The 17,345-nt window shown below is 60.0% G+C and carries 17 protein-coding genes; 12 read left to right on the top strand and 5 right to left on the bottom strand.

Annotation, left to right across the window (positions count from 1 at the left end; all coding sequences use genetic code 11):
- Positions 1 to 64: 64 nt before the first annotated feature.
- Positions 65 to 487 (top strand): DUF4399 domain-containing protein, encoded by a 423-nt coding sequence (locus C8K63_RS13235; RefSeq protein WP_108217113.1) that lies wholly within the window; start codon positions 65 to 67, stop codon positions 485 to 487.
- Positions 488 to 548: 61 nt separating this feature from the next.
- On the opposite strand, the gene serA is transcribed toward C8K63_RS13235, so the two are convergent.
- Complete coding sequence (serA, locus tag C8K63_RS13230) at positions 549 to 1,778, bottom strand: phosphoglycerate dehydrogenase (protein ID WP_108217112.1); 1,230 nt, start codon at positions 1,776 to 1,778, stop codon at positions 549 to 551.
- Positions 1,779 to 1,982: 204 nt separating this feature from the next.
- Between serA and C8K63_RS13220 the strand changes: the two genes are divergently transcribed.
- From C8K63_RS13220 to C8K63_RS13205, 4 genes are all read left to right on the top strand, one after another.
- Positions 1,983 to 3,377: an FAD-binding oxidoreductase gene (locus C8K63_RS13220; RefSeq protein ID WP_108217110.1), complete on the top strand. Its 1,395-nt coding sequence runs from the start codon at positions 1,983 to 1,985 to the stop codon at positions 3,375 to 3,377.
- Positions 3,378 to 3,416: 39 nt separating this feature from the next.
- Positions 3,417 to 4,082 carry a fumarylacetoacetate hydrolase family protein gene (locus C8K63_RS13215; RefSeq protein ID WP_015097256.1) on the top strand — a complete coding sequence of 222 codons (666 nt, stop codon included), beginning with the start codon at positions 3,417 to 3,419 and terminating at the stop codon, positions 4,080 to 4,082.
- Positions 4,083 to 4,226: 144 nt separating this feature from the next.
- Positions 4,227 to 5,153 (top strand): SdiA-regulated domain-containing protein, encoded by a 927-nt coding sequence (locus tag C8K63_RS13210; RefSeq protein WP_108217109.1) that lies wholly within the window; start codon positions 4,227 to 4,229, stop codon positions 5,151 to 5,153.
- Positions 5,154 to 5,339: 186 nt separating this feature from the next.
- Positions 5,340 to 6,257, top strand: coding sequence for an SdiA-regulated domain-containing protein (locus C8K63_RS13205; RefSeq protein ID WP_108217108.1), 918 nt, complete (start codon positions 5,340 to 5,342; stop codon positions 6,255 to 6,257).
- A gap of 127 nt (positions 6,258 to 6,384) precedes the next feature.
- On the opposite strand, the gene rpiA is transcribed toward C8K63_RS13205, so the two are convergent.
- On the bottom strand, positions 6,385 to 7,059 hold the full coding sequence (gene rpiA, locus C8K63_RS13200; protein ID WP_007976402.1) for a ribose-5-phosphate isomerase RpiA: 675 nt from the start codon (positions 7,057 to 7,059) through the stop codon (positions 6,385 to 6,387).
- Between the two features lie 298 nt (positions 7,060 to 7,357).
- Here rpiA and ilvA point away from each other — a divergent pair, with 298 nt between their 5' ends.
- On the top strand, positions 7,358 to 8,872 hold the full coding sequence (ilvA, locus tag C8K63_RS13190) for a threonine ammonia-lyase, biosynthetic (RefSeq protein ID WP_108217107.1): 1,515 nt from the start codon (positions 7,358 to 7,360) through the stop codon (positions 8,870 to 8,872).
- Between the two features lie 39 nt (positions 8,873 to 8,911).
- Positions 8,912 to 9,337, top strand: coding sequence for a DUF2269 domain-containing protein (locus C8K63_RS13185; RefSeq protein WP_108217106.1), 426 nt, complete (start codon positions 8,912 to 8,914; stop codon positions 9,335 to 9,337).
- Between the two features lie 93 nt (positions 9,338 to 9,430).
- On the opposite strand, the gene C8K63_RS13180 is transcribed toward C8K63_RS13185, so the two are convergent.
- Positions 9,431 to 10,087: an HAD family phosphatase gene (locus tag C8K63_RS13180; RefSeq protein WP_108217105.1), complete on the bottom strand. Its 657-nt coding sequence runs from the start codon at positions 10,085 to 10,087 to the stop codon at positions 9,431 to 9,433.
- Between the two features lie 143 nt (positions 10,088 to 10,230).
- Here C8K63_RS13180 and C8K63_RS13175 point away from each other — a divergent pair, with 143 nt between their 5' ends.
- Positions 10,231 to 10,710 carry an RNA pyrophosphohydrolase gene (locus C8K63_RS13175; protein ID WP_003229203.1) on the top strand — a complete coding sequence of 160 codons (480 nt, stop codon included), beginning with the start codon at positions 10,231 to 10,233 and terminating at the stop codon, positions 10,708 to 10,710.
- 22 nt (positions 10,711 to 10,732) lie between these two features.
- Positions 10,733 to 13,012, top strand: coding sequence for a phosphoenolpyruvate--protein phosphotransferase (ptsP, locus tag C8K63_RS13170; RefSeq protein WP_108217104.1), 2,280 nt, complete (start codon positions 10,733 to 10,735; stop codon positions 13,010 to 13,012).
- A gap of 127 nt (positions 13,013 to 13,139) precedes the next feature.
- On the opposite strand, the gene C8K63_RS13165 is transcribed toward ptsP, so the two are convergent.
- Entirely contained in the window at positions 13,140 to 13,886 is a 747-nt protein-coding gene (locus C8K63_RS13165) for an NRDE family protein (RefSeq protein ID WP_108217103.1), read from the bottom strand.
- 133 nt (positions 13,887 to 14,019) lie between these two features.
- On the opposite strand from C8K63_RS13165, the gene C8K63_RS13160 reads away from it, so the two are divergent.
- From C8K63_RS13160 to C8K63_RS13150, 3 genes are all read left to right on the top strand, one after another.
- Complete coding sequence (locus tag C8K63_RS13160) at positions 14,020 to 14,802, top strand: sulfite exporter TauE/SafE family protein (RefSeq protein WP_108217102.1); 783 nt, start codon at positions 14,020 to 14,022, stop codon at positions 14,800 to 14,802.
- Between the two features lie 97 nt (positions 14,803 to 14,899).
- Positions 14,900 to 15,706: a prolipoprotein diacylglyceryl transferase gene (lgt, locus tag C8K63_RS13155; RefSeq protein ID WP_108217101.1), complete on the top strand. Its 807-nt coding sequence runs from the start codon at positions 14,900 to 14,902 to the stop codon at positions 15,704 to 15,706.
- 49 nt (positions 15,707 to 15,755) lie between these two features.
- Positions 15,756 to 16,727, top strand: coding sequence for a thymidylate synthase (locus tag C8K63_RS13150; protein WP_108217100.1), 972 nt, complete (start codon positions 15,756 to 15,758; stop codon positions 16,725 to 16,727).
- A gap of 135 nt (positions 16,728 to 16,862) precedes the next feature.
- On the opposite strand, the gene cadR is transcribed toward C8K63_RS13150, so the two are convergent.
- Complete coding sequence (gene cadR, locus C8K63_RS13145; RefSeq protein ID WP_108217099.1) at positions 16,863 to 17,312, bottom strand: Cd(II)/Pb(II)-responsive transcriptional regulator; 450 nt, start codon at positions 17,310 to 17,312, stop codon at positions 16,863 to 16,865.
- Positions 17,313 to 17,345 lie beyond the last annotated feature (33 nt).

Below are 17,345 nucleotides of genomic sequence, written 5' to 3'. Positions count from 1 at the left end.
CGACAACGAATGGCCATGAAGTTGTCATGGTCACGCGAATTTTACGGAAAAACTGGAGAAGAGAATGAAAACCTTTATGTCACGTGCTGCTTTGGCTGGCCTGTTGATGGGTGTTTCGGTGCTGGCCAGTGCAACGCCGGCTCCGAAAGGCGCCGAAGTGTCCATTGTTTCTCCCGAGGACGGTGCGACGATTCCACAGACCGTCGTCGTCAAGTTCGCGGTCGAGAACATTGCCTTGGCACCGGCGGGCGATACCACCAAGAACACCGGTCATCACCACGTGCTGATCGACGTCGATCAGCTGCCAGCCGCCGGTACGCCGATCCCCAAGGATGCCAACCACCTGCATTTCGGCGGTGCGCAGACCCAGGCTGAAATAACGCTCACGCCGGGCAAACACACCCTGCAGCTGGAACTGGGCGATAGCAACCACATACCGTTCGAGCCGCCGATCGTTTCCGAGAAGATCACCGTCAATGTGAAATAAAAAAAGGGAGCCCCCTTCGCAGGGGCTCCCTTTTTATTACACGCAAGCTCGCCGCTGTTCTTTAGAACAGCACGCGGCTACGGATGGTGCCGTTGACGTGTTGCAGCTTCTCTTGCGCCAGGTCCGAGTACTCGGCGTCGACGTCGATCACCACGTAGCCGACCTTCTCGTTGGTCTGCAGGAACTGACCGGAGATGTTGATGCCGTTTTCGGCGAAGACCTTGTTGATCTCGCTCATCACGCCCGGGATGTTCTCGTGGATGTGCAGCAGGCGGTGCTTGCCAGGGTGAGCCGGCAAGGCCACTTCCGGGAAGTTCACGGACGATACCGAAGTACCGTTGTCGCTGTACTTGACCAGTTTTTCCGCCACTTCCAGACCGATGTTGGCCTGGGCTTCAGCGGTGGAACCACCGATGTGCGGGGTCAGGATCACGTTGTCCAGGCCACGCAGCGGGCTTTCGAACTCTTCCTCGTTGGAGCGTGGCTCCACCGGGAATACGTCGATGGCTGCGCCGATCAGGTGCTTGTCCTTGATCGCGTCCGCCAGGGCGTCCAGTTCGACCACGGTGCCGCGGGCGGCGTTGATCAGGATGCCGCCTTTCTTGATCGCGCGGATTTCTTTCTCGCCCATCATCCACTGGGTGGCGGCGGTTTCCGGTACGTGCAGCGAAACGATGTCGGACATCGCCAACAGCTCGTGCAGCTTGCCTACCTGAGTAGCGTTACCCAATGGCAGCTTGGTGATGGTGTCGTAGAAGTACACCTGCATCCCCAGGCCTTCAGCCAGGACCGACAGTTGAGTACCGATCGAACCGTAACCGACGATGCCCAGCTTCTTGCCGCGGATCTCGAAGGAGTTGGCCGCGCTCTTGATCCAGCCGCCACGGTGGCAGGAAGCGTTCTTCTCAGGGATGCCGCGCAACAGCAGGATCGCTTCGGCCAGCACCAGCTCCGCTACGGAACGGGTGTTGGAGTACGGCGCGTTGAACACGGCGATACCGCGCTCACGGGCCGCGTCCAGGTCGACCTGGTTGGTGCCGATGCAGAAACACCCTACGGCCACGAGCTTCTTCGCGTGATCGAAGATTTCTTCGGTCAGTTGAGTGCGGGAGCGAATGCCGATGAAGTGAGCATCAGCGATCTTTTCCTTGAGCTGGGCTTCCGGCAGAGAACCGGTGAGGTACTCGATGCTGGTGTAGCCCGCCGCCTTGAGGACGTCGACAGCCGATTGGTGGACGCCTTCGAGAAGAAGGAACTTGATCTTGCTCTTATCGAGAGAAGTCTTGCTCATCTGCGTAAACCTGTATCCCGGAGAAAAATGGCAGGAAATGGTCAACAGACGCTGACCCGAGCGGCAGGAAAGCCGTCACCGCAGAACAGCCCTTGGGCACTATCCTGCGGGGTCGGTATGCTAGCATATGCGCCCCGCTAAACACTCATTCCTGCGACGTGAAGCGTTCTCAGGATGACCATGAATTGTTCGAGAGTTCTGTCGATGACCAATCCTGCCCTGATTGATGAGCTGAAGACCCTGGTTGAGCCTGGCAAGGTGCTGACCGATGCCGACTCTCTGAATGCTTACGGAAAGGATTGGACCAAGCATTTCGCCCCGGCCCCGACCGCCATCGTGTTCCCCAAGACCACCGAGCAGGTCCAGGCCATTGTCCTGTGGGCCAATAAACACAAGGTGGCACTGGTGCCGTCCGGCGGTCGTACCGGGTTGTCCGCTGCTGCCGTGGCGGCCAATGGCGAAGTGGTCGTGTCGTTCGACTATATGAACCAGATCCTCGACGTGAACCTCACGGACCGCACCGCGGTTTGTCAGCCGGGCGTGGTCACCGAGCATTTGCAGAACGTGGCCGAAGAAAAAGGCCTGTACTACCCGGTGGACTTCGCTTCGGCAGGATCGAGCCAGATTGGCGGCAATATCGGCACCAATGCCGGCGGGATCAAGGTGATTCGCTACGGCATGACCCGTAACTGGGTCGCCGGCATGAAAGTGGTCACCGGCAAGGGCGACGTGCTGGAACTGAACCGCGACCTGATCAAGAACGCTACCGGCTACGACATGCGTCAGCTGTTCATCGGCGCCGAAGGCACCCTCGGCTTCGTGGTCGAAGCGACCATGCGCCTGGATCGCGCGCCGAAAAACCTCACCGCAATGGTCCTCGGTACCGCCGATTTCGACTCGATCATGCCGGTGCTGCACGCCTTCCAGAGCAAGCTTGACCTGACCGCCTTCGAATTCTTTTCCGACAAGGCCCTGGCCAAAGTCATGGGCCGTGGCGATGTCCCGGCGCCGTTCGAAACCGACTGCCCGTTCTACGCGCTGCTGGAATTCGAAGCGACCACCGAAGATGTAGCCAACCACGCCCTGGAAACCTTCGAGCACTGCGTCGAGCAGGGCTGGGTACTGGACGGCGTGATGAGCCAGAGCGAAACCCAGCTGCAAAACCTGTGGAAACTGCGCGAATACATCTCCGAAACCATTTCCCACTGGACGCCGTACAAAAACGACATCTCGGTCACCGTGTCGAAAGTCCCGGCGTTCCTGAAGGAAATCGACGCGATCGTCGGCGAACACTACCCGGACTTCGAAATCGTCTGGTTCGGCCACATCGGCGACGGCAACCTGCACTTGAACATCCTCAAGCCGGATAACCTGAGCAAGGACGAGTTCTTCGCCAAGTGCGCCACCGTCAACAAGTGGGTGTTCGAAACCGTCGAGAAGTACAACGGTTCGATTTCCGCCGAGCACGGCGTGGGGATGACCAAGCGTGACTACTTGACCTACAGCCGCTCCCCGGTCGAGATCGAGTACATGAAAGCGGTCAAGGCAGTGTTCGATCCGAACGGCATCATGAACCCGGGCAAGATCTTCGCGGTTTGATCTGCAATCTTTAAGCATCCATGAAGGCAGGAATCGGTAATGAGCTATCAGCACCAGTATGTCGACGGTACGCGTATTCATTTCCCGCTGGGGAAAGTGGTGTGCATCGGCCGTAACTACGCCGAACACGCCAAGGAACTGGATAACCCGGTACCGACCGAGCCACTTCTGTTCATCAAGCCGGGCAGTTGTGTTGTGCCGCTGGAAGGCGGTTTCAGCATTCCGACCGAGCGCGGCTCGGTGCATTATGAAGCGGAAATCGCGGTCTTGATCGGCAAGCCGTTGTCGACCAGGCCGAGCCGCGAAGAAGTGCTCGACGCCATCTCCGGTTTCGCCCCGGCCCTTGACCTGACTCTGCGCGACAAGCAGGCCGAGCTGAAATCCAAGGGTTTGCCCTGGGAAATCGCCAAGTCCTTCGACGGTGCGGCAGTGATTGCTCCGTTCGTGTCCGGCAGCACGTTTGCCGATCTGACCGACATCGGTATCCGCCTGACCATCAACGGTGAGGTACGCCAGGACGGCAACAGCAGTGCAATGCTCAACCCGATCGTGCCGATGATCCAGCACATGGCCGGCTGCTTCTCGCTGCAGGCCGGTGATGTGATTCTGACTGGCACACCAGTGGGCGTCGGTCCGCTGAATGTTGGTGACGAGATCGTTCTGGAACTGCCGGGCGCGAGCCGCTTCACCAGCAGCGTTCGCTAATCACGCCACGCCCAATGCAGGAGCTGGCTTGCCAGCGAAGAGGCCGCAACATTCAACATCCATGTTGTTTGTTACACCGCTTTCGCTGGCAAGCCAGCCCCTACAGCAATTACCCCTAGCCTGAATTTCTGGAACGCATCCCTGATGGCCACTTCTCCGCTTTCCACGCTTGAACCTGCCCGCCGCTCACGCTTCGCCCTGCGTTGGCAAATATGGCTACTGCTGGTGGTCGTTGTCGCCTACGGCGTTGCGTTTGCCATGCATTGGGATGCGCGGGGCGTGCTCTGGGTGAAAGAGCAATTCAAGAGCCCGGCCGAGCGTCAGGCCAGTATCTGGCTTCCCGACTATCGGGCGGTGATCGATGCCAAGCCGTTGCCGGGCATGGAGAAGGACGAAGCATCGGACTTGGCCTACGACCCCCAGACCAAGACCCTGTTTTCGGTCATGGGCAAGAACCCGTTTCTGGTCGAATTGAACTTGCAGGGCGATGTGCTGCGCAAAATCCCGTTGGTCGGCTGGAGCAACCCAGAGGGTGTCACCGTGCTGGGCGACGGCCGACTGGCTATTGTCGATGAGCGCGACCACCTGATCGCCATCGTCAAGGTCGATGCCGACACTCGCGAGCTGAACATCACTGATTTCCCGACATACGACCTCGGGCCTTCCAAAGACCAGAACAAGGCTTTCGAGGGTGTCACCTGGGATCCGCGCAATCAGCAGCTGCTGCTGGGCGAAGAGCGCCCGCCGGCATTGTTTGTCTGGAAAGGTGATAGCAAAGTCCTTACCGGCGCCAAGCTGAAGCTGGCCAGTCATGCGCTGGACATGCGCAACCTGTCGGCACTGGCCATCGACCCGCGGACCGGCCACATGCTGGTGTTGTCCGCCGAATCGCACCTGTTGCTGGAGCTGGACAATAAGGGTGAACAGGTCAGTTTCATTGCTTTGCTGCGTGGCTTCAACGGCCTGAAAAATACCATTCCGCGTGCCGAAGGCGTGGCCGTGGATGAAGCGGGCACGCTGTATATGGTGAGTGAGCCGAACCTGTTCTATCGCTTCGAAAAACAGAGGTAGTGCCTCTGTGCAGGAGCTGCCGAAGGCTGCGATCTCTTGACTCTGGCATCAACCAGATCGCTAAAGATCGCAGCCTGCGGCAGCTCCTACGCTGATTGCGTATGCGTAAAAGGCTCACGGCCATTAAGCTTCAGTTCAGACGGGCGTGATATTTCATCCGCCTGTATTGACCCTGAGCCCACCCGAATGCGTCGATTTGCCCGCCTCAAATCCCTGATTCTGATTCTGTCGGCGGTCTCGCTGATCGCGTTGATCGGGATCGCCCAGCACATGCGCCTGTTCGAGCGTGCCTGGTTCAATCTGCATACGCTGTGGCAGCCGGTGAGTCCCGGGTCCATCGGCCTGGGCCAATATCGGGTCGTGACCGAGGCCCAGGTGATCGATGGCCAGGTTGACAACGTTTCAGCATTGACCTACGACCCGGTGCGCAAAAGCCTGTTCACTGTTACCAACAAGCGAAGCGAGTTGATCGAGTTGTCCCTCGACGGCAGGATCTTGCGCCGTGTGGCACTGGTCGGTTTCGGCGATCCCGAGGCGGTGGAATTCATCAGCGAGAACACCTACGTGGTCACCGATGAAAGCCAGCAGCGGCTGATCAAAATTCATCTGGAGCAGGACACGACCTTCATCGACGCGGCAGACACCGAACAGATGACCATTGGCGTGCACATGGGCAGCAACAAAGGCTTCGAGGGGTTGGCTTACGATTCAGTGGGCAAGCGCCTGTTCGTGGCCAAGGAGCGCGACCCGATGCTGATCTACGAGGTGTACGGTTTTCCGCGATTCAATCCTGAAGAATCCTGGTCAGTGCACGTGGTCAACGACCCCAAGCGTGATGCCGGGATGTTTGTGCGGGACCTGTCGGGTTTGCAATACGACGAGCGTAGCGGGCATTTGCTGGCGCTGTCGGATGAGTCGCGATTGATTCTGGAGCTGGATGTGGATGGGCGTCCGCTGAGCACAATGTCATTGAGCAAGTGGCAGCACGGCTTGCAGAAAAGCGTACCGCAAGCGGAAGGGGTTGCCATGGATGACGACGGTACGCTGTACCTCGTCAGTGAGCCAAACCTTTTTTACGTTTTCAGGAAACCAGGACAGCCCTGAAGCTTGCCCGGCTCGTGTAGGAACTGGCTTGCCAGCGAAAGCGATGTAACGGCCAACATTGATGTTGAATGTTACGGCCTCTTCGCTGGCAAGCCAGCTCCTACAGAGTGCAAAGGTGGTGTGTGGCTTACTGCGCGCGCAGGGTTTTTACACCTTCGCTGGTACCCAGCAGCAGCAGGTCCGCCGGGCGCGCCGCGAACAAACCATTGGTGACCACGCCGACGATCGCATTGATCTGCGTCTCCAGCTCCACCGGATTGGTGATCTGCATGTTGAACACGTCAAGGATGATGTTGCCGTTGTCGGTCAGTACGCCTTCGCGGTAAACCGGGTCGCCGCCGAGCTTCACCAGCTCGCGGGCCACGTGACTGCGGGCCATCGGGATCACTTCCACCGGCAGTGGGAAAGTACCGAGGACCGGCACCAGTTTGCTGGCGTCGGCGATGCAGATGAAGGTCTTGGCCACGGCCGCGACAATCTTCTCGCGGGTCAGGGCGGCGCCACCGCCCTTGATCAGGTTCAGGTGTTCGTCGCTTTCATCGGCTCCGTCGACGTAGAACTCCAGGTCGCTGACGGTGTTCAGTTCGTACACCGGAATGCCGTGGCCCTTGAGGCGCGCGGCGGTGGCTTCGGAACTGGCGACCGCGCCGTCGAACGCACCTTTGTGCTGGGCCAGGGCATCGATGAAGCAGTTGGCGGTGGAGCCGGTGCCGACCCCGACGATGCTCTTGTCGTCGAGTTTCGGAAGGATGAAGTCGACGGCGGCCTGAGCCACTGCCTGTTTGAGTTGATCCTGGTTCATGCGGGCTCCGGGGTGCCGAGGAGGGAACGAAAGGCCGGCATTATAGGCCCCGCGGTGGTGCAGGGGGAAACACCTGTGGCGAGGGGGCTTGCCCCCGTTGGAGTGCGAAGCGCTCCCCTGCATCTGTTCAGACAGATCGCATGCACAGGTTTTACGACTGCTGCGCAGCCGAACGGGGGCAGGCCCCCTCGCCACAATGGAACTCCACACCCTAAAACCACCGGTTTAGTGTGGTCGTGTGGCTGAAAGCCGGGTTAGACTCCGTGGTCCCGCCCAACCCGCTCAGTGATGCTTTCCGATGCTTGAACAGTACGTCAAAAAGATCCTCACCTCGCGCGTTTATGACGTTGCCGTAGAAACCCCGTTGCAGTCTGCCCGCCAGCTCTCCGAGCGGCTGGGTAACAGCATTTGGCTCAAGCGCGAAGACTTGCAGCCGGTGTTCTCGTTCAAGATTCGCGGCGCCTACAACAAGTTGACCCAGTTGAGCGAAGAAGAACGCGCTCGCGGTGTGGTCACCGCGTCGGCGGGCAACCATGCCCAAGGCCTGGCCCTGGCGGCGAAGGTGTTGGGCGTGAAAGCGACCATCGTCATGCCCAAGACCACCCCGGAGATCAAGGTCGAAGGCGTGCGCTCCCGTGGCGGCAAGGTGGTGCTGCACGGCGATTCGTTCCCGGAAGCTCTGGCTTACTCGCTGAAACTGGTCGACGAAAAGGGCTATGTCTACATTCATCCTTACGACGATCCTCACACCATTGCCGGGCAGGGCACCGTGGCGATGGAAATTCTGCGCCAGCACCCGCAGCCACTGGACGCGATTTTCGTCCCGGTGGGCGGCGGCGGCCTGATCGCCGGCATCGCGGCGTACGTGAAGTACCTGCGCCCGGACATCAAGGTCATCGGCGTCGAACCGGATGACTCCAATTGCCTGCAAGCGGCCATGGCGGCCGGCGAGCGTGTGGTGTTGCCGACCGTGGGCCTCTTCGCCGACGGCGTTGCGGTGGCCCAGATCGGTCAGCACACCTTTGACATCTGCAAAGACCATGTCGATGAAGTGATCACCGTCAGCACCGACGAAATCTGTGCCGCCATCAAGGATATCTACGACGATACCCGCTCGATCACCGAACCTGCCGGCGCCTTGGGCGTGGCCGGGATCAAGAAATATGTCGAGCAGCGCGGCGTCAGCGGTCAGACCTTCGTGGCCATCGACTCCGGGGCCAACGTCAACTTCGATCGCCTGCGCCACGTTGCCGAGCGTGCGGAGCTGGGCGAGGGCCGCGAAGCCATCATCGCCGTGACCATTCCCGAAAAGCCGGGCAGCTTCAAGGCGTTCTGCGAGGCCATCGGCAAACGCCAGATCACCGAATTCAACTACCGCTACAACACCGGCAGCGAAGCGCACATCTTTGTCGGTGTGCAGACACACCCGGAAAACGACCCGCGCAGCGCGTTGCTCGCCAGCCTGAGCGAGCAGGGTTTCCCGGTGCTGGACCTGACCGACAACGAACTGGCCAAGCTGCACATCCGCCACATGGTCGGTGGGCGTGCGGCGCATGTGGTCGATGAAGTGATTCTGCGCTTCGAATTCCCGGAGCGTCCGGGCGCGCTGTTCAACTTCCTCAACAAGCTTGGCGGGCGCTGGAACATCTCGATGTTTCACTACCGCAACCATGGCGCTGCGGATGGCCGGGTCGTCGCAGGCCTGCAAGTGCCCCACGACGAGCGCCACCTGGTGCCAGCGGCGCTCGAAGCAATCGGTTACCCGTACTGGGACGAAAGCGACAACCCGGCCTATCAGCTGTTTCTTGGCTGAACGGCTACGCTGACGGGCAGGTTATAAGGAAATCTGACAATGGAAACGTTAACTGCCCTGAAAATGGCGCACATGGTGGCAACGGTTGTACTGCTGGCTTGTGCGTCGGGTCTGGGCGTCTGGGTTTTGCTTGCGCGGCGCAAGGGTGATGCGACGGCGGGAAGCCGCACCCTGCAACGGCCACGTGTATTTGTCTGGCTGTTGATGGGGTTGGCGCTGCTGAGCATGCCGTTTACCGGCTGGTGGATGGTGCATCTGGTGGGCTGGCCATTGGGGCAGACCTGGTTGCTGGCGTCCAGTGTGCTGTACACCGTGGCGGCGCTTGCGTGGTTCTGGTTGCTGGTGCGGCTGAACAAGCTGCGCAAGACGCCAGGTGGCGGGGGGAAATTCACCTTTGCCTTGGCGTCGTTCAGTTTTGTCTGTCTTGTGGCCATTGCCGGGTTGATGGGTGCCAAGCCTGTTTAAGGCTGAAGACTGTATCGACCCAATCGCGAGCAGGCTCACTCCTACAGGGGAACGCATTCCAATGTAGGAGTGAGCCTGCTCGCGATAGCAATTTTAGTCGCGCAACGAAATCACCGGCCAACCCCGCTTCTCGGCCTCGGCCCGCAGATTCGGGTCCGGATCGACCGCCACCGGATGGGCCACCTGCTCCAGCAACGGAAAATCATTCATCGAGTCGCTGTAGAAGTAGCTGTCTTGCAGCGTATACCCGGTTTCTTCCAGCCACCGATTCAAGCGCGTCACCTTGCCTTCGCGAAAGCACGGCACATCGGTGCTGCGCCCGGTGTAGCGGCCGTCGACCATTTCGCATTCGGTGGCGATCAGGGTTTCGACGCCCAGGCGCACGGCAATCGGCCCGGTGACGAAGCGGTTGGTCGCAGTGATGATCACCAGTTTGTCGCCGGCTGCGCGGTGTTTGGCCAAAAGGTCGATGGCCTTGGGCAGCACGATCGGTTCGATGCAGTCACGCATGTAATCGCTGTGCCACTGATCCAGCGTGGCCATTTCGGTGCGGCCGAGGACTTCCAGGCAGAAGTTCAGGTAAGCGGCATTATCGAGTTTGCCGGCCAGGTAATCCTGGTAGAACTCATCGTTGCGAGCCTTGTAGGCGACGGCGTCGAGAAAGCCGCGCTCGCACAGGTAATCGCCCCAAGCGTGATCGCTGTCACCGCCCAGAAGGGTGTTGTCCAAATCGAATAAAGCCAGGCGCATCGCAGTTACCCGCTGAAAAGTCAGTAAAAAGGCGACAAGAATACGGTCTTTTCACAAGAGTGCACATAAGGTAGGAACCTTCGTTGCCGCCTTCACAACCTTTGTGGAACAATGCGGCGACATGCGTTTGCGAGGTTGTTGCCGTGATCGACCCCGATGGTTTTCGCCCCAATGTCGGGATCATTCTGACGAATGACGCCGGCCAGGTGCTATGGGCTCGCCGAATCAATCAAGATGCCTGGCAATTTCCGCAGGGGGGAATCAACCCCGAAGAGACGCCGGAAGACGCCTTGTACCGCGAGCTGAACGAAGAAGTTGGCCTTGAGCGCGAAGATGTTGAAATTCTTGCCTGCACCCGGGGCTGGTTGCGCTATCGTTTGCCGCAACGTCTGGTGCGTACCCACAGCCAACCGCTGTGCATCGGCCAGAAACAGAAATGGTTTCTCCTGCGCCTGATCTCCAACGAGCAGCGGGTGCGGATGGATTTGACCGGTAAACCGGAATTCGATGGCTGGCGCTGGGTCAGCTATTGGTATCCGTTAGGCCAGGTGGTGACATTCAAGCGCGAGGTGTATCGACGCGCTCTCAAAGAGCTTGCCCCGCGCCTTTTAGCGCGCGACTGACGACGGAGTTCGACCCCGAGCCATGCTCAATACGCTGCGCAAGATCGTCCAGGAAGTTAACTCCGCCAAGGATCTCAAGGCGGCGTTGGGGATTATTGTGTTGCGCGTCAAAGAGGCCATGGGCAGCCAGGTCTGCTCGGTCTACCTGCTTGACCCCGAGACCAACCGCTTCGTGCTGATGGCCACCGAAGGCTTGAACAAGCGCTCGATCGGTAAAGTCAGCATGGCACCCAACGAAGGTCTGGTTGGCCTGGTCGGTACGCGCGAAGAACCCCTGAACCTCGAAAACGCTGCGGATCACCCGCGCTACCGCTACTTCGCCGAGACCGGTGAAGAGCGCTTTGCCTCATTCCTCGGGGCACCGATCATTCACCACCGCCGCGTTGTCGGCGTGTTGGTCATCCAGCAAAAAGAACGTCGCCAGTTCGATGAAGGTGAAGAGGCCTTCCTCGTGACCATGAGCGCGCAGCTCGCCGGTGTTATCGCCCACGCCGAGGCCACCGGTTCGATCCGCGGCCTGGGCCGTCAGGGTAAAGGCATTCAGGAGGCCAAGTTCATCGGCGTTCCGGGTTCGCCGGGTGCGGCAGTCGGTACGGCGGTGGTCATGTTGCCGCCCGCCGATCTGGACGTGGTGCCGGACAAGAACATCACCGACATCGATGCCGAACTCGGTTTGTTCAAGACCGCCATCGAAGGCGTGCGGGCCGACATGCGCACCTTGTCCGCCAAACTCGCCACCCAACTGCGCCCGGAAGAGCGGGCCTTGTTCGACGTCTACCTGATGATGCTCGACGATGCCGCGCTGGGCAGCGAAGTCACCACTGTGATCAAGACCGGGCAGTGGGCCCAGGGCGCTTTGCGCCAGGTGGTCACCGATCACGTCAACCGTTTCGAATTGATGGACGACGCCTACCTGCGCGAGCGGGCCTCGGACGTCAAGGACCTTGGTCGGCGATTGCTGGCTTACTTGCAGGAAGAGCGTCAGCAAACCCTGGTCTACCCCGACAACACCATTCTGGTCAGCGAAGAACTGACGCCGGCGATGCTCGGCGAGGTGCCGGAAGGCAAGCTGGTCGGCCTGGTGTCGGTACTCGGTTCCGGCAACTCCCACGTTGCCATCCTGGCCCGCGCCATGGGCATTCCGACCGTGATGGGCCTGGTCGACTTGCCGTACTCCAAGGTCGACGGCATCCAGATGATCGTCGATGGCTTCCACGGCGAGGTCTACACCAACCCGAGTGAAGTGCTGCGCAAGCAGTTCGCCGAGGTGGTCGAGGAAGAGAAACAACTGGCCCTCGGGCTGGATGCGCTGCGCGATCTGCCGTGCGTGACGGTCGATGGCCACCGCATGCCGCTGTGGGTCAACACCGGCCTGCTGGCGGACGTGGCGCGCGCGCAAAAACGCGGTGCCGAAGGCGTGGGCCTGTACCGCACCGAAGTACCGTTCATGATCAACCAGCGTTTCCCGAGCGAAAAGGAACAACTGGCGATCTACCGCGAGCAGCTCGCCGCGTTTCATCCGCAACCGGTGACCATGCGCACCCTGGACATCGGCGGCGACAAATCGCTGTCGTACTTCCCGATCAAGGAAGACAACCCGTTCCTCGGCTGGCGCGGCATTCGCGTCACCCTCGACCACCCGGAAATCTTCCTGGTGCAGACCCGCGCCATGCTCAAGGCCAGCGAAGGCCTGAACAATTTGCGCATCCTGCTGCCGATGATTTCTGGCATCCACGAGCTGGAGGAAGCCCTGCATCTGATCCACCGTGCCTGGGGTGAAGTCCGCGACGAAGGCTGCGACGTGCCGATGCCGCCGGTTGGCGTGATGATCGAGATTCCGGCCGCTGTTTATCAGACCAAGGAACTGGCGCGGCAAGTGGACTTCCTGTCAGTCGGTTCCAATGACCTGACCCAGTACCTGCTGGCCGTGGACCGCAACAACCCGCGGGTGGCCGATCTTTACGACTACCTGCACCCGGCGGTGCTGCAAGCCCTGCAAACTGTGGTGCGCGATGCCCATGCCGAAGGCAAGCCGGTGAGCATCTGCGGCGAAATGGCCGGTGACCCGGCGGCGGCGGTGCTATTGATGGCGATGGGTTTCGACAGCCTGTCGATGAACGCCACCAACTTGCCGAAAGTGAAGTGGATGCTGCGCCAGATCAACCTGAGCAAGGCCAAGGAATTGCTGGCCGAACTGATGACCATCGACAACCCGCAAGTGATTCACAGCTCGTTGCAACTGGCGCTGAAGAACCTCGGGCTGGCGCGGATGATCAATCCGGCGGCGATCAAGCCCCTCTAAAGGGCGGATGGCCTCTTCGCTGGCAAGCCAGCTCCTACAAAATTGAGTCGTTCGCGTATTTTGTGAGCGTCACGAAAACTGTAGGAGCGGGCTTGCCCGCGAAGGGGCCGGTCCTGACGACAAATATCTAAAGCCTGATCTCTACTTCCCCAAGATGCCCACCAAACGGTCCGAAACTCCTTTCGACCATATGCAACGTCCCATCCGCCTGCACAATCAACGCCGTACTCGCCCGCGTTCCATAACTCTGACTGGCAATGAACACGCTCGACAGCAACGTCTCGGTGGCCAGTCCCACGCCGGTATCCGGCAACTCGGCAAGCGGAGCGGTCTGCGCATCGCTCAATAATGCCAGCAACGCCTGAGGCTGCGGATCATCCAGCACCTCGCTCAATGCCGCCTTGGCCTTGAGCAACTTCGGCCAGGGTGTATCCAGCCCTGCATTGGATAACCCGTAGATCCCCGGGGCCAACATTACCGCTGCCGGTTCCCGGGCATTGAAGTGCCAGAGTTCATTGGCATTGCCGACCAACAGGTTAAAGCCACCATATTCCTGCGAACGGTCGACAACGTCGGCTAAATAGTCGTCAATTGGCATTTCCCCGGTTAGAAAGCGCGCGACCAACTCCCCACGAGACTTGCTCCCTGGCGGTCGATTGGGATCTCGGATATTGGTCAGCGCCGCAAAACGTCCGTTGGCACCGACACCGAGCCAGGTGCCACCGGCCTCGAGGTCGCGCCCCGCATGTACGTGCGGCGCTTCGGGCCATGGCGCCAGAGGCAGGCTGGGGCGGGCGTAGAACTCATCGCGATTGGCCGCCACGACCAGCGGTTGGGCATGACCCGGTCGCCAGGCAAAAACAATCAGGCACATCAGGCTGTCCTTGTGTGTTTTTTGCTCACTCTACTCAGACATCGCTCATCGATCCATCGCCTTGCGCAGTGGAGCTTGAGGCCATGCATCCGTTACCATGCCGCTCCGGTTTTGGGATGCGGGCGAGACAACCATGGAATTTCTGCTCTATCTGGCGCTCGGCGCCTGTGCAGGTGTACTCGCCGGGCTGTTTGGCGTGGGCGGCGGGATCATCATCGTGCCGGTGCTGGTGTTCAGCTTCAAGGCTCAAGGGTTCGATCCGTCGATCCTCACGCACCTGGCAGTGGGTACCTCCCTGGCGACGATCATCTTTACCTCGGTCAACGCGGTACGAGAGCATCACCGCCGTGGCGCCGTGCGTTGGCCGATCTTCATGTGGATGACCGTCGGCATTCTGGTCGGTGCCGGATTCGGCGCGCTGACGGCGGAAGCGATTTCCGGCCCCAACCTGCAGAAACTCATTGGTGTATTTGCCTTGGTGATCGCCGCTCAGCTGGCGCTGGAAGTCAAACCCAAGGCCAGCCGAACCGTGCCGGGCAAACTCGGTCTGACCGTGGCCGGCAGCGCAATTGGCTGGGCTTCGGCGATTTTCGGCATCGGTGGAGGTTCGCTGACCGTACCATTCCTGACCTGGCGCAGCGTGCCGATGCAGCAAGCCGTGGCTACTTCGTCGGCCTGCGGTCTGCCGATTGCCCTGGCCAGTGCATTAAGTTTCATGATTCTGGGCTGGCACGATCCGTTGCTCCCGGCCCATAGTCTCGGTTTCATTTATTTGCCGGCGTTGCTGGGCATTGCCCTGACCAGCATGGTGTTCGCCCGCTTGGGCGCGCGATTGGCCCACAGGTTGTCACCGAAGTTGCTGAAAAGGCTGTTTGCCGCTTTGCTGTTCTGCGTCGGTCTGAACTTTCTAGTCTGAAGCATCTGCTCTGACCAGCAGCGCAATCCTGGCTTAATCCTGAGGTGGCAGCGTCGCCCGGGAATTTTTAAGATTTGAACTCTAACGAGGAGTCGCAATGCTGCCTTACCCGCAGATCGACCCGGTGGCCCTGGCCATCGGTCCGCTGAAAATCCACTGGTACGGTCTGATGTACCTGATCGGCATCGGCGGCGCCTGGCTGCTGGCGTCCCGCCGCTTGAACCGCTTCGACTCGACCTGGACCAGGGAGAAACTCTCCGACATGGTGTTCTGGATGTCGATGGGGGTGATCGTTGGCGGGCGACTGGGTTACGTGCTGTTCTACGATCTGAGTGCTTATCTGGCCAACCCGACGCTGATTTTCGAAGTGTGGAAGGGCGGCATGTCATTCCACGGCGGTTTCATCGGCGTGATGCTGGCGGCGTTGTGGTTCGGTAAAAAGAACAACAAGTCGTTCTTCCAGCTGATGGATTTCGTTGCGCCGATGGTACCGATTGGCCTGGGCGCCGGGCGCATCGGTAACTTCATCAACGCCGAGTTGTGGGGCAAGGCGACTGACGTGCCTTGGGCGATGATCTTCCCGACCGATCCGGCGCAACTGGCGCGTCACCCGTCGCAGCTGTACCAGTTCGCGCTGGAAGGCGTGGCACTGTTCGCCATCCTCTGGTTGTTCTCGCGCAAGCCGCGGCCGACCATGGCGGTATCGGGGATGTTCGCGCTGTTCTATGGCATCTTCCGTTTCATCGTCGAGTTCGTCCGTGTGCCGGACGCGCAACTGGGCTACCTGGCCTGGAACTGGCTGACCATGGGGCAGGTGCTGTGCGTGCCAATGATCGTCGGTGGGCTGCTCTTGATCTGGCTGGCGTATCACCGCGCTCCGTCGGCTCCAGCGGCAGCTGTATAAAATTCGAATCCCGGGGCTTCGGTCCCGGGTTCAAGGACACAGGTAACTCATGAAGCAATATCTCGAACTGGTCGCCCACGTCATCAAGAACGGCACCAAGCAGGCCAACCGTACCGGCGTGAACACCATCAGTTTTCCCGGTGCGATGCTGCGTTATGACCTGCAGGAAGGCTTCCCGGCGATCACCACGCGCAAGATGGCGTTCAAATCGGCCATCGGCGAAATGTGCGGATTCCTGCGTGGCGTGAACAACGCTGCCGAGTTCCGTGCCCTGGGCTGCAAGGTCTGGGACCAGAACGCCAACGAAAACGCCCAGTGGCTGGCCAACCCGTTCCGTCAGGGCGAAGACGACCTTGGCGAAATCTACGGCGTGCAATGGCGTAAGTGGCCGGCGTACAAGCAGATTCCGCTCAGCAACCCGGCCGCCATCGAGCAGACCCTGAGCCAAGGCTATCGTCAGATCGCCGAAGGCGAAGAGGATGGCCGGGCTTATGTGGTGCTGTACAAGGCGATCGACCAGATCCGCCAGTGCGTCGACACCATCATCAAGGACCCGGGCAGCCGTCGCATCCTCTTTCACGGCTGGAACGTCGCCCAGCTCGACGAAATGGCCCTGCCGCCGTGCCACTTGCTATACCAGTTCCACCCGAATGTCGAGACTAGGGAGATTTCCTTGACCCTCTACATCCGCTCCAACGACCTGGGCCTGGGCACGCCGTTCAACCTCACCGAAGGCGCCGCGCTGCTGAGCCTGATCGGTCGCCTGACCGGGTACACGCCGCGCTGGTTCACCTATTTCATCGGTGATGCCCACGTCTACGAAAACCACCTGGACATGCTCAACGAACAGCTCAAGCGCGAGCCGTTCCCGATGCCGAAACTGGTGATTTCCGAGCGTGTGCCGGAGTTTGCCAAGACGGGTGTGTATCAGCCGGAGTGGCTGGAGCTGGTGGAACCGGGCGATTTCTCCCTGGAAGGCTACGAGCACCACGCACCGATGACCGCGCCGATGGCGGTTTAACGCCTCACGCCGTCCCCCTGTAGGAGCGAGCCTGCTCGCGATGGACGTGAACGATGACGCGTACTGTCTGGAAAAATGCGTTGCCGTCGAATTCATCGCGAGCAAGCTCGCTCCTACAGGGGTTAGGTGGTGTGCTTAGTGGCCGTGACTGCGGCCGACATGGGAATGCTCCACCTCCGTCGTCACAACCCCGCCATTCACTTCCAGCCGCTGCAAAATCCCGCATTGATCGATACCTGGCCCCTCGTCGCAGCGTTGGCGCAGGTCGAGCAGTTGTGTCTGCAAGGCCAGCAAGCCGTCGATCCGCGCCCTGACGTGATGGATGTGCTCGTCGATCAACGCGTTGACGCTTTCGCACTGGTCCTGCGGACTGTCGCGAAAGGCCAGCAGGCTGCGGATTTCCTCAAGCGTCATGTCGAGGGTGCGACAGTTACGGATGAAGGTCAGGCGCTCGGCGTGGGCCTGGGTGTAGAGGCGATAATTGCCATCACTGCGTGCCGGTTCCGGCAGAAGGCTCTCGCGCTCGTAGTAGCGGATCGTTTCCACGGCGCAGTCCGTGAGTTTCGCCAATTCTCCAATTTTCATGACGCCAATCTCCAAAACTCCAGAAAGGGTGCT

The sequence above is a fragment of the Pseudomonas sp. GV085 genome (assembly GCF_003050925.1).
Lineage (GTDB): Bacteria > Pseudomonadota > Gammaproteobacteria > Pseudomonadales > Pseudomonadaceae > Aquipseudomonas.
This window is presented reverse-complemented; position numbering and strand designations above follow the sequence as displayed.

What these genes read in the sequence shown, in the direction of transcription:
- C8K63_RS13235 (WP_108217113.1), top strand. Translation starts at nt 65, where the DNA reads ATGAAAACCTTTATGTCACGTGCTGCTTTGGCTGGCCTGTTGATGGGT.
- ilvA (WP_108217107.1), top strand. Translation starts at nt 7,358, where the DNA reads ATGCTTGAACAGTACGTCAAAAAGATCCTCACCTCGCGCGTTTATGAC.
- C8K63_RS13205 (WP_108217108.1), top strand. Translation starts at nt 5,340, where the DNA reads ATGCGTCGATTTGCCCGCCTCAAATCCCTGATTCTGATTCTGTCGGCG.
- C8K63_RS13165 (WP_108217103.1), bottom strand. Translation starts at nt 13,886, where the DNA reads ATGTGCCTGATTGTTTTTGCCTGGCGACCGGGTCATGCCCAACCGCTG.
- C8K63_RS13185 (WP_108217106.1), top strand. Translation starts at nt 8,912, where the DNA reads ATGGAAACGTTAACTGCCCTGAAAATGGCGCACATGGTGGCAACGGTT.
- C8K63_RS13150 (WP_108217100.1), top strand. Translation starts at nt 15,756, where the DNA reads ATGAAGCAATATCTCGAACTGGTCGCCCACGTCATCAAGAACGGCACC.
- C8K63_RS13160 (WP_108217102.1), top strand. Translation starts at nt 14,020, where the DNA reads ATGGAATTTCTGCTCTATCTGGCGCTCGGCGCCTGTGCAGGTGTACTC.
- C8K63_RS13210 (WP_108217109.1), top strand. Translation starts at nt 4,227, where the DNA reads ATGGCCACTTCTCCGCTTTCCACGCTTGAACCTGCCCGCCGCTCACGC.
- C8K63_RS13220 (WP_108217110.1), top strand. Translation starts at nt 1,983, where the DNA reads ATGACCAATCCTGCCCTGATTGATGAGCTGAAGACCCTGGTTGAGCCT.
- cadR (WP_108217099.1), bottom strand. Translation starts at nt 17,312, where the DNA reads ATGAAAATTGGAGAATTGGCGAAACTCACGGACTGCGCCGTGGAAACG.
- serA (WP_108217112.1), bottom strand. Translation starts at nt 1,778, where the DNA reads ATGAGCAAGACTTCTCTCGATAAGAGCAAGATCAAGTTCCTTCTTCTC.
- C8K63_RS13215 (WP_015097256.1), top strand. Translation starts at nt 3,417, where the DNA reads ATGAGCTATCAGCACCAGTATGTCGACGGTACGCGTATTCATTTCCCG.
- C8K63_RS13180 (WP_108217105.1), bottom strand. Translation starts at nt 10,087, where the DNA reads ATGCGCCTGGCTTTATTCGATTTGGACAACACCCTTCTGGGCGGTGAC.
- ptsP (WP_108217104.1), top strand. Translation starts at nt 10,733, where the DNA reads ATGCTCAATACGCTGCGCAAGATCGTCCAGGAAGTTAACTCCGCCAAG.
- rpiA (WP_007976402.1), bottom strand. Translation starts at nt 7,059, where the DNA reads ATGAACCAGGATCAACTCAAACAGGCAGTGGCTCAGGCCGCCGTCGAC.
- lgt (WP_108217101.1), top strand. Translation starts at nt 14,900, where the DNA reads ATGCTGCCTTACCCGCAGATCGACCCGGTGGCCCTGGCCATCGGTCCG.